At 56.3% G+C, this 13,746-nt stretch carries 7 protein-coding genes; 5 read left to right on the forward strand and 2 right to left on the reverse strand.

The features are described 5' to 3' along the window. Nucleotides 1–20 precede the first annotated feature (20 nt). Both VEV40_RS07010 and VEV40_RS07015 read right to left on the reverse strand, forming a co-directional pair. A complete protein-coding gene (locus VEV40_RS07010) occupies nt 21–1,814 on the reverse strand; it encodes a M56 family metallopeptidase (protein WP_324831145.1) in 1,794 nt (597 codons plus the stop codon). Beyond that, nucleotides 1,814–2,224, reverse strand: a complete 411-nt coding sequence (locus VEV40_RS07015) for a BlaI/MecI/CopY family transcriptional regulator (RefSeq protein ID WP_324831146.1) — start codon at nt 2,222–2,224, stop codon at nt 1,814–1,816. The genes VEV40_RS07010 and VEV40_RS07015 overlap by 1 nt, the downstream gene beginning before the upstream one ends. 363 nt (nt 2,225–2,587) lie before the next feature. Here VEV40_RS07015 and VEV40_RS07020 point away from each other — a divergent pair, with 363 nt between their 5' ends. The 5 genes from VEV40_RS07020 to VEV40_RS07040 all read left to right on the forward strand — a co-directional run bounded on the left by VEV40_RS07020 (nt 2,588) and on the right by VEV40_RS07040 (nt 13,355). After that, the gene (locus tag VEV40_RS07020; protein ID WP_324831147.1) at nt 2,588–6,115 is read left to right on the forward strand and encodes a carboxypeptidase-like regulatory domain-containing protein; all 3,528 of its coding nucleotides are present in this window, start codon (nt 2,588–2,590) and stop codon (nt 6,113–6,115) included. An 88-nt stretch (nt 6,116–6,203) separates the two neighbouring features. Next, a complete protein-coding gene (locus VEV40_RS07025) occupies nt 6,204–7,706 on the forward strand; it encodes a GH39 family glycosyl hydrolase (RefSeq protein ID WP_324831149.1) in 1,503 nt (500 codons plus the stop codon). After that, nucleotides 7,706–9,868, forward strand: coding sequence for a glucoamylase family protein (locus tag VEV40_RS07030; protein ID WP_324831150.1), 2,163 nt, complete (start codon nt 7,706–7,708; stop codon nt 9,866–9,868). The genes VEV40_RS07025 and VEV40_RS07030 overlap by 1 nt, the downstream gene beginning before the upstream one ends. A 21-nt stretch (nt 9,869–9,889) precedes the next feature. Continuing rightward, nucleotides 9,890–10,984, forward strand: a complete 1,095-nt coding sequence (locus VEV40_RS07035; protein WP_324831151.1) for a LacI family DNA-binding transcriptional regulator — start codon at nt 9,890–9,892, stop codon at nt 10,982–10,984. A gap of 70 nt (nt 10,985–11,054) precedes the next feature. Then, nucleotides 11,055–13,355, forward strand: coding sequence for a glycoside hydrolase family 3 N-terminal domain-containing protein (locus VEV40_RS07040; RefSeq protein ID WP_324831153.1), 2,301 nt, complete (start codon nt 11,055–11,057; stop codon nt 13,353–13,355). Nucleotides 13,356–13,746: the final 391 nt, after the last annotated feature.

Genomic DNA, 13,746 nt, shown 5'->3' on the forward strand with positions numbered 1-13,746 from the left:
GCATTTTTGCGGTTGCAACGTTATTCCACCTGACGCGCTTTCCCCTGCTGCATGGCGCCGTCAATCAGCGATTTCATCTTCTGCGAGGCTATTCTTGACGCCGCTGCCTGCTGCTCGCCGAGAGCCGCCTGCTGTTCCCCGAGCTTTGCCTGTTGCTCACCCAATTTCGCTTGCTGCTCTCCGAACTCGGCCTGTTTCTCGCCGATTTTGCCTTGCATGTCGCCCAGCCGGCCCTCCAGGTCGGCGAGCCTTGCCTGAATGCCGGCCAGTTGTTCCTGGCTCATTTCCACTTGCTTGCCTTGCTGCAGTTTCTGCAAGGCATCCTGTACGCCTGCAATTTCTTTCGAGAGATCGGGAGCGGGAGCACTGGCCTTTGCCTGCATCGCGCCGAGCCTGCCCTGCTCGGCTCCAAGCCTGCCTTGTTCTTCACCCAACTCACCCTGCTGGTGACCGAGGTCTTCCATCGGCTTGAAGTACTCACGCGCTTTCTGGACGAGAGTCGGATCGTCGATCACATACGATTTGCTGTCGCGCTCGAACCAGATGTAGTTTCCGTGCATCTTGCTCTTCACCTTGTCGAACCGATCGCCGGAACGCCACGACCCCATCACATTGGCCGAATCTCCGATGACAATGGCGTAGGAATTGTCATCGTCATCTGTGAATTCATGGATATGCACCGGCTCCTGAGCGGCTTTCTCCTGGACAGTCACCGGCGTTGCGACGCTTGCGATCGTTGCAGGCACCGACGGGACTGCGGCCCTCACAGAAGGTGCAGGTAGTATGGCAATCGCCTGAGCGACCTGCGCAACAGGAGCCATGGCGGGCGTCTGCATCGCCTGAGCCGCGTCTACGCGTACCAGCGCGACTGCAAGTACCAGGGCCGCCGGAACCAGTATTGATGCTGCTGCCAGGTGCCATCGGCAAGCGGTAAAGGCGCTGCGGAATTTCTGCTCAACCAACAACCGATCGATGCGCCGGCGAACGTTGCTCGATCGCGCCATAGCTACTCCGGCCAGCGGGCGGCGGCGAATGGCCGCAAACTCAACCAGAACCTCGGCATAGTTGGCCCGGCTGCGTGCTTCGTCGAGCGCGGCGCGGTCGCTAATTGCCTCACCTAGATCAGAGAGTTCCTTCCTTAGCCACCAACTCAACGGACTGAACCAGAAAAACACCGCATATAGACCCGCGAGAAGTTGCAGATAAAAATCTCCCTGCCGCACATGCGAACGCTCATGCGCGATCACCACGCGCAATTTACGCAGGTCCCAGTCTTCGTGCGATTCCGGCAGCACAATTGTAGAACCAATGGTGACCGGCGTTTGAATATCGGCGCTGATTCGGACTTGCGCCCGCGGCTCAAGCAGGGCCGACGTTTTCTCGGCGCGATGTACGATACGCAGCGCCATCACCAGCCCGAAGAAAAGCCGCAGCAGCAGCGCGCCGCAGATGGCCAGATAAACAGGCGCGACCAGGCTCTTCCATTGCCTGAAGCTCCAGCGCTGCACTGGCATTGTTTCTGGAAACGAGGGAATGACGGTGGCCGTCGTTACGCTCGCCGTCTCCGAAGGAGTTCCCAGATCGGGCACACTGACCGCTGGCGTGAACTTCTGCACTGGCACAATTACCGCCGCATGTCGCTGCGGCAAATTCCAGCCTGCGAGGCCCGGCATCGCAACCGCCGCCATCAGGACCAGCACCCATGCTGTTTTCTGCACGGCCACATTGCGCACGCGCAGTAGCTTGATGCCTGTCCATACCACCGCTGCCATCAACAAGGAACGAAGAGCGGATTCAAGTATCCATGCCGTCATTATTTCTTTCCTTTCTTTGCCGCGGCGATTCGTTCCGCAAGGCGCGTCAATTCCTTTTGGTCCAAAACTTCGGAGTCCACCATGCCCACCAGCAACGCCTCCACCGAGCCATTGCAGAACCAGTCGATGATGCGTTTCACCGCGCGGCCCGCGACCTTCTGCGGCCCTTCAGATGGGCGGTAGAGATAGGTACGGCCCTCAACCGTGTGCGTCAGGTAGCCCTTATCTTCCAACCGCCGGAGCACGGTGCGGACAGTTGAGTCTTTTAACGGACGCCCTAGATCTTCGCGCACTTGTTCAGCACTGATAGCGCCATCGCCTATGGCGCGCTGCCAGATCAACTGCATTACGCTCAGTTCCAGTTCGCCCAGCTCCGCCGGATCATGACCGTTTATAGTGCTACTTTTCATAACGTTACACATCGTAGCACTTAATGTTGGAGTATGGCAAGAACAATTTTGATCAGAGGGATTCAGCTGGGACGTCAAACAGCATCCAAAAATTACAGTTACTAGATCGAATGGCGTCGTTTACGACGCCTGATTCGTACACTCTGAATCTCAGCTCTCCGATCGCAGGAGACTCATTGTTCGCTTCATCCAAAGAGTGATCCAGTGATGCATTCACGGAGCTCTAACCTCGCCGTAACCACTTACCTGAATTTGACAGCGGTATTTTGCCGATGTTACATGTTCTTGTTTGCACAATCGGTTGCGCTAATTGGTAACTAGGAACTAAGTACGAAAAACAAAGTAATTCAACTTGGAGGCAACATGGACCGAAAATCTCAAAAACAGACCTTTGCATGCCACATCCGCCAGTTGACTTTCTTCGCCCTGGCATGCGCGATCACCGTAGTGGCGCACGCTCAATACAACGGCTCCATTCGCGGCAATGTCACCGATTCGACCGGCGCGCTGGTTCCAGGCGCAAAGGTGACCCTGACCAACACCGATACCGGCCAGCAGCAGGTCAGCGTCAGCAGCGATGCCGGAATCTACAATTTCAGTGCCTTGCCTCCGGCGCACTTCTCCATCACCGCAGAAAAGGACGGATTTAAAACAAAAGTACTGCCACAGGTGCAGATCATCCCTGAGCAGTTGAACTCTATCAACATCCAACTGGAACCAGGAGACGTAAGCACGACGGTAACCGTCCAGGGCACCACCGTAGGGCTTGACTCCCAGACAGCCACCGTCAGCGCTACAGTCAGCAGCGACCAGATCCAGCACCTGCCTTCCTTCAACCGCGACGTGTTTCAGCTCGCGCAGTTAACGCCGGGTGTCTTTGGCGACGCCTCTCAGGCCAGCGGCGGAGGATCATTCAATCTGCCGGGGAATCAGGGACCGGGTGGAACTGGCGGCGGCAGCGGCGGCATCTTCCAGACTGAGAATGGCCCCCAGATACAAACACGTGGCGGCCAGTACGAGACCAACAGCATTTCGATTGATGGTATCAGCACGGTGAGCGCGGTGTGGGGCGGCACTTCGGTCATTACGCCAAGCGAAGATTCCGTGGATAACATGAAAGTCGTTTCCAACAGCTATGACGCCGAGAATGGGCGTTTCAGCGGAGCACAGATTCAGGTGACGTCGAAGAGCGGCACCAATCAGTTTCACGGCAGCGCTTTCTTCAAGGCATCCCGGCCAGGATTGAACGCATATCAACGGTGGAATGGTGTTGGTTCGAATATTGCTGGAACGGCGGCCCAGCGCGGCGTCAATCGTGACAACAACCGCTTTAACCAATACGGCGGCAGCCTTGGCGGGCCTATCTGGAAGAACCGCTTCTTTGCATTTTTCAACTGGGAGACCAGCCCCCTGGATACCGTTTCGACAGCGCAGGGTTGGTATGAAACCTCACAGTTTGACTCTTTGAGCGGTGTAGCTCCAATTGCATTGAGCTATCTGACTTTTCCGGGCGAGGCTGTTTCGTCGAACGGAATCATTCAACGCACCTGTGCGTCGATTGGGTTGACGGAGGGCGTGAATTGCGCCACGGTTTCCGGAGGGCTCGACGTGGGGTCTCCGCTGACGAATGGCGTGGGCATGCAGGATCTGACCTACGGTGGTAGCTCAAATAATCCTGGCGTTGGCGGTGGGCTGGATGGCGTGCCGGATCTGGCATATTTCAACTCGACCAACCCAACGACAACGAGTCAGTCACAGTACAACGGCAGACTCGACGCCAATGCTACCCAAAACGATCACGTGAGTTTTGCAATCTATTGGGTTCCGGTGAGCACTACGGATTTCAACGGGCCGGTGCGCACTGCAAACTTCTGGCACCATTCCCAGGTGAACGATGCGTTCTCGGTGATCTGGAATCATACTTTCTCGCCAACACTGTTAAACCAAGCGCGGGCCAATGCTGCAGGCTGGCGCTGGAACGAAGTGTCGAGCAACCCTCAGGCACCTTTTGGCTTGCCGCAGGCAAATATTGATGCCATTGGAACAATTGGAACCGAGAATGGGTTTCAGTACTTCGGTGCTCCCGGGCCAAGCAATTTGAATCAGTGGACTTACAGCTACAACGATGTACTTACCAAAATCTGGGGCAAGCATAGTATCAAGGGCGGCGGTGAGCTTACCCGGCTGTATTACCTGAACAACCCTGTATACGCGGCGCGTCCGCAGTTCTTCTTCAACAACCTGTGGGATTTTGCGAATGATGCGCCTTACAAGGAGACAGGCCAGTTTGATTCGGCGACTGGTATTCCTTTTGCCAACCGGCAGGACAACCGTGAGGATCTCTGGGGCTTCTTTGTACAGGATGATTACAAGATGCTGCCGAACCTGACAGTGAACCTTGGCCTGCGCTGGTCGTATTTCGGAGCGATGTACTCGAAGCAGGACAATCTTGATGTTTTCCGGTTCGGGACCAACACGAACCCGCTGGACGGCATGAATATCCGCGTTGGCGGAAATCTGTATGGGCCGCAGAAGAACAACTGGGGTCCGCAGTTTGGCTTTGCCTGGCTGCCGAAACAGAACAATGGCAACCTTGTGATCCGCGGCGGGTTTGGCATCAACTACAACCAGAACGAAATTGCCATTACGGCGAACGGCAACGGCAATCCACCGAATGCGGTACAGGCGAACTTTATCTGCTCGTATCCATACACGGCAAATCCGTCGTGTGCGGGGACGGGAATCCTGTATGAAACCGCGGGCGACAGCCACTCCATTTTCGGCTATGCGCCAAACCCGAATGCAGTTACAACTTTCGGGCCGGATAACCTGCCCGTGAGCGGATCGCCGATTACGGTGACGGGCTTCCTGCCAAATCCAAAGACGATCTCGAACTATCACTACTCACTTGATGTTCAGTACCAGATGCCGTATGACATCGTGGCCACGATTGGCTATCAAGGCAGCGAGATGCGGCACCTGTTCGTACAAAACAACTGGAATGCGATTGCAGCAGCCAATGGGTTCGCTCTGAATCCGAAGGTAAACAACCTGGACTTCTACCAGAACAGTGGGACAGGGAACTTCAATGCGCTGATCACATCGCTGAAGCACAACTTCTCGCATGGCTTCCAGCTTGAGGGGCAATATACCTGGGCGAGGGCGATGGACGAGAATTCGGGGCCATATTCCGAGGATCCTTATCCCTTTGACACGCACGCTGCGTATGGGCGCTCGGACTACAACGTGGCGAATGCGTTCAAAATATTCGGGCTATGGCAACCAGTGCTTTTCCGCGGTAGCCATAGCTGGGTTGAGAAGGTTGCAGGCGGATGGTCGCTGAGCGGCATCTTCAATTGGCATACTGGATTCCCGTGGAATCCTCTCTACAACACGAACGGCAACCCGTACTACTCAGGCAGCGGATATGGACAGCTTCGTCCGGGAAGCATTCTGACGGGGTATGGCACAAAGACGGACAACAAAGTCTTTCAGCAGGCTGTAAACCCGAATTTCGGCGGTGACGGCACGACATTCTTCGGTGCGCCGGCTTATGTGCAGGGGCCTGCTTTTCCGGCCACGGCTCCCGCGCCTCTGCCGGGAATCAGCCGCAACAGCCTGAATGGGCCAAACTATCAGAACCTGGACGCGAGCTTGACGAAGGCTTTCGGTCTGCCGAATATGCCGATCCTGGGCGAGAATGCAAAATTTGAAATTCGCGCCGACACCTACAACCTGTTCAACAAAACGAATATCAACACCGCAACGATCAACAACATTTTGGGTTCAGCGAATCCGGATGGAACGGTGAGCCCGAATTCATCGTTTGGTGTGGCGGGCGGCGCCCTGGGCAGCAGGACGGTACAACTACAGGCGCGCTTTAGCTTCTAAATTCTGCCTCCCTTTGAGGGTGCGCCTGTGTGCGGGCGTACCCTCTTTTTATTCCTGCATCGTTTGAAAATGGGGTCTCGTTTTGCGATTGAAATATAGTCTCGTGTTGGCGATCACTGCTCTGCTGGCAGTCGGCCCATACCTGTCCGCGCAGGAGAAAATCGAAGTTAACGCGCAGGCTCCGGCCACGCCTTTCCCGCACTTCTGGGAGCAGATGTTCGGCTCCGGGCGCGCCAATCTCTCGCTTCGCGAGAGCTACCGCAACGACTTGCGCGCCGTAAAGCAGATCACCGATTTCCGGTATGTACGTTTTCACGCCATTCTTCACGATGAGAACGGCGTCTACAACGAAGACGAACATGGCAATCCCGTTTACAACTTTGCTTATGTTGATCAGATTTACGATGGCCTGCTGAAGAATGGCGTGCGCCCTGTGGTCGAAATCAGCTTTATGCCGAAGAAGCTCGCCTTCAATCCCGATGCACTGCACCCCTTTTGGTACAAACAGAATGTTTCGCCGCCCAAGAGCTGGGAAGCGTGGGACGGACTGATGACGCACTTCGCGCAGCATCTGGTGGACCGCTACGGCATTGACGAAGTCGCACAGTGGTACTTTGAGGTCTGGAACGAGCCGAACATCGATTTCTGGAACGGCATCCCGCGCAAGCAAAGCTATTTTGAGCTATATGCGCACACCGCCCGCGATTTGAAATCCGTCAGCCCGCGTCTGCGCGTCGGCGGTCCGGCAACCGCGGCAGCCGCATGGGTCGATGACTTTCTGAAATATGCGAGTGACAATCATGTGCCGGTGGATTTCGTCTCGAGCCACGGCTACGCTGACGACACCGTTGAAAACCTTTTTGGCACTAACGAAGACATCCCCATGGACGACCGCGTTTGCCGTGCCATTGCAAAAGTGAGAAAGCAGATTCAGGCTTCCGCCATGCCTCACCTGCCGCTCTTCTGGACTGAGTGGAACGTACAAGGCATGAACGAATCGCGCGATACATCTTTCGTTGGTACCGGACTTGCAAATACCATCCGCGAATGCGACGGTCTGGTGGACATGATGTCTTTCTGGACCTTCTCCGACGTATTTGAGGAAGGTGGCCCGATTCCTCGGCCTTTTGAAGGTAATTTTGGCCTGCGCGCTAAAGGCGGTATCAATAAGCCCAGCTATTATGCCTTCGCGCTGCTGCATCAGCTTGGCGATCAGCGCATCGCCAATCCATCTAAGGACGTGATCGTTACAAAGCGGCCTGATGGAACGCTGGCTCTCGCCGTATGGAACATCGTCGATCCGGATAAGACGGGCAGCGAAAAAGACATTGAGATGGCTTTCCGCGGAGTACCTGCAAATGCAGCAATTTCTATAAGCCGCGTCGACAACACTCACGAAAATACTCTGGCCGCATATAAGAAGATGGGCAGTCCACTCGACCCAACGGAGACGCAGGTTGAGGCATTGAACAGAGAGACAGCGCTAGGAGCGCCGGAGCGATTCACTCTCACAGATGGCAAACTCGATCTCAAGCTGGATCCGAATGCTTTGCTGCTGATTATAGTCGGAACACCAAGCGAGGGCCGCTAATGAAAACCTTGCGCCTGTTCCTGGCGCTCCTCGCTCTCGCAGTTTTCTCACTTCCCGGCTACGCGCGGGCTGATCAGAACTATTCGCAGCAAGTGTTCTTCGAAAACAGCTTGTCTCCCGGATCGTATTACTACAGCTCAGGGACGGTCTCCGCACCCAGTTCGCTGAAGCTTATCGACCGCAAGCTTCCGGTCGAGACTTCCACATTCATCAGCGGCCCCAATGCGCTCGCGCTTGAATGGAAATCCATGCCTGACGGCGGTTGGGACACCGAGATCAAGCTCTATGTCTGGCGCAACCGCAATGTTGACTTCGCCGGAGACAGCCTATTTCTCTGGCTTTATACGAAAGACGGCATCCGCGCCGCCGATCTGCCAAAGATCGCGCTTCGCGACATCGCGCACAACTTCACCACACCGCTGCCGCTCGGCTCGTTCGCCAGCGACCTCGAACCCGGCAAGTGGATTCGTGTGCGAATTCCGTTGGATCGATTCGCAACCGCATCCATGCACCCGTTTGAGCCGAGACGACTCGCGACCATCATCCTCATCCAGGGCGCCGCGGACGGAGCAGCCCATACGCTGTACATCGACGACATCCGCATCGAAAACGCGGGGCAAAATCACCACACGCCCGCCGCTCCTGAAATCATCGAAGCCAAAGGCTACGAGCGGCACATTGATCTCAAATGGAGAGCACCGGAAGACCCCACCGTGGCACAATACGTCATCTACCGCTCGATGCGCGGTAGACCATTCGAGCCTATCGGCGTGCAGCGCTACGGTGTCAACCGCTTCACCGATTTCCTCGGTAATCCGCACGCCACCGCTTCCTATAAAGTCTCCGCCCGCACATCGTCATTGCAGGAATCTCCGCTATCGGCCCCAGTCACCGCATCCACACATCCTATGACTGATGACGAACTGCTGACGATGGTTCAGGAAGCCTCATTCCGCTACTACTGGGAAGCAGACGAGCCGCATTCCGGCATGACGCGCGAGAATACGCCTGGCGATGACGACATGATCGCCGTCGGTGCCAGTGGATTCGGCGTAATGGCAATGGTCGTTGGCGCGGACCGCGGTTTTGTTCCGCGCGGGCAAGTAGTGGACCGCCTGCTTCGCATCACCGATTTCCTCGCCCGCGCAGACCGCTTCCACGGCGCATGGCCGCATTTCCTCAGCGGCAAGACCGGGCATGTCTTGCCTGTCTTCGGCATGTTTGACAATGGCGCCGACATCGTTGAGACGTCCTTTCTGATGCAGGGCCTTCTTACCGTACGGCAATACTTCAATAATGACAATAAAAAAGAACAGCGACTGCGCGACGACATCACTGGGCTCTGGCAGGGAGTGGAATGGGACTGGTTCCGCGCCACGCCAAAGCGGGATGCGCTCTACTGGCACTGGTCTCCCTATTTCGCCTTCCACATCGCCAATCGCCTTGAAGGATGGAACGAGGTGATGATCACTTACCTGCTGGCCATCGCATCGCCTACACATCCCGTCCCCGCGAGCCTCTACTACACTGGGTATACCGCGGAAGGCACATCTCACACCTATGGCGAGCGGCACACCTACTATGGGATCACGCTCGACATGAATTACGCGCCCAGGTCGCCTGGACCGCTTTTTTTCACACAGTATTCCTATCTGGGCTACGACCCGCATGGCTGGCGAGACAAATATGCCGACTATTTCATCAACAATCGCGATGAGGCTCTGGTGAGCCAGGCCTACAGCACCGCCAATCCGCTGCACATGAAAGGTTATGGCGCGGATTCATGGGGATTAACTGCCGTCGACGGCCCCGAGGGTTACCGCGAGTACAAGCCATTCACGGAAGACGACGGCACGATCGCCCCGACAGGGGCCGTGAGTTCCTACGCCTATACACCGCAGCAATCGCTGCTTGCGATCAAGCATTTCTATCGCGACCTCGGCGCGCAACTATGGGGCATCTATGGTTTTCGTGATGCATTTAATGAAGAGGAAAATTGGTACTCAGGCATTACTATGGGACTCAATCAAGCTCCCATGGCGGTGATGATTGAAAATGGCCGCACCGGCCTCATCTGGAAGTGTTTCATGTCGAATCCCGAGATGAAGCACATACAACAGACCATCGGGCTAAAGCCGGATGCAAATGGGGAAGCGCGATAAAGCAAAGTCGAAAGGACAGGAATGACCTCGAACGACAAAGAGACGCCTTCTCCAACTGCGATCGTGAGGCCAGACCTGAAGGAGTTGGCCAAGCATCTTGGGGTCTCACAAACAACCGTCTCCCGCGTGCTCAACGGCTCGGCAAAGCAGTACCGTATCTCAGAAGAAACGCAGAAGCGAGTTCTAGCTGCAGCCGCAAAGCTGAACTACAAAGCTAACGTGCTGGCACGTAGCCTACGCAGCAAGCGCAGTAAAACCGTAGGCGTCATGGTCCCGGAAATCAGCGAAGGCTATTCGACTGCCGTTCTCGGCGGCATAGAAGATGTGCTGCTGCTCTCCGGCTTCTTTTATTTTGTCGTCAGTCACCGCCATCACGCGGATCTGCTACGCGAATATCCATCACTGCTGCTATCGCGCGCCGTCGAAGGCATCATCGCGGTGGATTCAGTACTCGAAGAAGACCTGCCGGTGCCTGTCGTTGCAGTTTCCGACCATCATCACCGTCCTTCAGTTGTAAATATCGAGCTTGACCACATGCTGGCCGCTCACTATGCGCTTGAGCATCTCAAGCGACTGCATCACAGCGAAATCGCATTCATCAAGGGCCAAACATTCAGCTCAGATACGCTGGCCCGCTGGCGCGCTATCTGCAAAGTTGCCGCTGAACTGGACATCGAAGTCAACCCCCGTCTCGTGACGCAGCTGGACGACCACGGACTGGGCACAGAGCCCGGACGCGCCGCGACCGTCAGGCTGCTAGAGCGGGGCGAGCACTTCACTGCGATTTTTGCTTTCAATGACCTCGCTGCCATCGGCGCCATTACTGTGCTGCGCGAATCCGGCATAAAGGTTCCCGAACAGGTTTCTGTCGTAGGTTTCGATGACATTCTGAGCGCAGGCACAAACAATCCTCCGCTCACCACAGTGCGTCAGCCGCTGCAGGAGATGGGCCGCGTAGCGGCCACTACCCTGCTGCAGATGATCCAAAGCGAAAGGCAAGAATGGCCGAAGCATCCAATCCGTGTGCTACCGGCTTTTGTCGAGCGGCAATCGACAGCCGCCGCACGCGGGCGCGGTGCAGTACAGGGAAAAAATTTCAATTCTCAGGGGAATTAAGTTGGCTTTCAAAGTTGGTCGCACTGCTTTCGCATCCATGTCTGTAGCTGGGAAATTGGCAGCCTACGGAATGACTTTCGCAGCATTGGCGGCAAGCGCGCAAAGCACGGAACAAACCCACGCGCCCTCAAGCCCGCAGCTTGCCTCACCCGCCATCGAGCGTCGCGTTGACGACCTTCTGAAGAAGATGACGCTGGAAGAAAAGATCGGCCAGTTGGTGCAATACAACGATAGCGGATACGAATCTGCCACAAGCCCGGTGCAGATTGCGGCCAACCCCGAAGCCAATATCAAAGTGAACGCGATGGAACTCGCCGCAACTGGACGGCTTGGCTCCATGCTCAATACTGTCGGCGCTGAACGCACCAACGCCTTTCAACATGCGGCGGTCGACAGGAGCCGCCTGCATATCCCGCTGCTCTTCGGGGCTGACATTATCCACGGCTACCGCACCATCTACCCACAGCCCCTCGGACTCGCCGCCACTTTCGATCCTGACTTGGTGCAGTCGCTCGGGCGCATGTCGGCGGAAGAAGCCACAACTGCAGGCGTGCGCTGGTTTTATTCGCCAATGGTTGATATCTCCCGCGATGCCCGATGGGGCCGCACTACAGAAGGCGCGGGTGAAGACCCGTATCTCGGCGCAGCCATGGCACGCGCCTATGTGCTCGGCTATCAGGGCGCCAGCCTCTCCAATCCGGACAGCGTTGCTGCTTGCGTCAAACACTTCGCCGCCTACGGCGCCGCTGAAGCAGGCCGTGAATACAACACGACCGATATGTCCGAGATTCGCCTGCGCCAGATCTATCTGCCGCCCTATAAAGCCGCTGTTGAAGCAGGCGCGGCGACCATCATGAGCGCCTTCAACGCGCTCAATGGTGTTCCCGCAACCGCCAATCGCCTTCTGCTGCAAAACGTCCTGCGCGATGAATGGGGCTTCAACGGTCTCGTCGTTAGCGACTACACAGCGATCATGGAACTCATCAACCATGGCATTGCGCTCGATGCGGCAACTGCAACACGCAAGGCCATTCTCGCCGGCGTCGATGTGGACATGATGTCCCACTTCTACGATACGCAGTTGCCTGAGCTCATCCGCACTGGCCAGGTCCCGATGAGCGTAGTCGACGAAGCCGTGCGCCGCGTGCTCCGCGTCAAGTTCGCTCTCGGCCTCTTCGAGCATCCCTACGCGCGCGCAACTGAGATCACCGCCGCCGTGCCCGAACACCGCCCGCTTGTCCGCAAGGCCGCTGAAGAATCCTTCGTGCTGCTGAAGAACGATCATGCGCTGCTTCCTTTGCAGGCAACAGCAAAGAAAATAGCCCTCATCGGGCCGCTCGCCGACAACGCTGGCGAGATGCTCGGCTCATGGGGTGCAGGACAGCGATTGCCCGATGTCATCACCATCAAGGACGCGCTCGAAGCGCGGGCAAAACAATCCGGGGGAACCGTGCTCTACGCAAAAGGCACGGAAATCACCGGAACATCTGAGGAAGGCTTTGCCGAAGCGGTGCATGACGCGGAGCAATCAGACGTAGCTGTACTCGCTCTAGGCGAATCCGGTTCAATGAGCGGCGAAGCCGGATCGCGCGCGCACCTCGACCTTCCCGGCAATCAGGAAAAACTTCTCGAAGCCGTTGCCGCAACCGGACGCCCTATCGTTTTGCTGGTCTTTTCCGGCCGCCCACTGGTGCTCGACTGGGCCGCGCAGCACGTCGTCGCCATCATGGAAGTCTGGTTCCCCGGAACTGAGGCCGGAAACGCAATCGCCGATGTCCTCTACGGCGACGTATCGCCCACTGGCAAGCTGCCCATGAGCTTCCCGCGCGCCGTTGGACAGGAACCGCTCTACTACAACCAGTTCCCCACCGGACGGCCTCCTCGCAATATTGATCTCTCGAAACCGCCGGGGCCTGACACCCGTTTCTTCTCGCGCTACATCGATGTACCCAATGACGCGCTTTTTCCCTTTGGATATGGCCTCAGCTATACGCAGTTTTCCTATGACAAGGTGACTCTTTCGCGTTCCGGCATTCCCCTGCGCGTGGCAAATCTTGAGAACGCGAAGCATCTCATTAATGCAACTGTAACAGTTACAAATACCGGAAGCCGCGTCGGGACGGAGATCGTTCAGTGCTATGTTCGCAATCTTGGCGCAAGCGTCGAGCAGCCTGTCCGCAGTCTAAAGGGCTTTACCCGAGTCACGCTCAAACCCGGCGAGTCAAAGCAGGTTTCTTTCGATCTCGGGTTCGCCGAGCTGTCCTTCGACAACGCGCAGAGTAAGGCCGTCATCGAGCCGACGCATTACACCGTCTGGATCGGTGGCAGTTCTCTGGCCAATGAAGGAGCAGATTTTGTCGTAACACCATAGTAAAGATTCATATAGAAGAGGTTGACGGGAACCTATCGTTGCCCGTAGAGTTCCGCCACGATAAAAAGAAGCGTTGCTTCCTTGCCAAATGCCTTTTCCCATGCCCTCTTTTCGATCCTGGGACAAAAAATGGACGGTTCGGCGTAATAGGTTATGTAGCTCCGTCGCTACGCTGTGCGCGCCTTGATTGGTTTTCCGGATTCGGCTCCGCAGTTAGTGCTTAGTCTTTAATTTCCACAAAAGGGGTAGTATTTCCACACTAGGAAATTTGCTGAACCCCCTTGCAAAGAGCGAGATGGGGAGTATGCTTCAAATCAACGGAAGAGCAATCTTCCAGAGGAAGAGAGTAGAGACGGGCCATCAGGAGAACCGGCAACGGCTCTCGCGAGGT

Origin of the sequence: Alloacidobacterium sp. (assembly GCF_035631355.1) — a bacterium.
Classification (GTDB): Bacteria; Acidobacteriota; Terriglobia; order Terriglobales; family Acidobacteriaceae; genus Alloacidobacterium.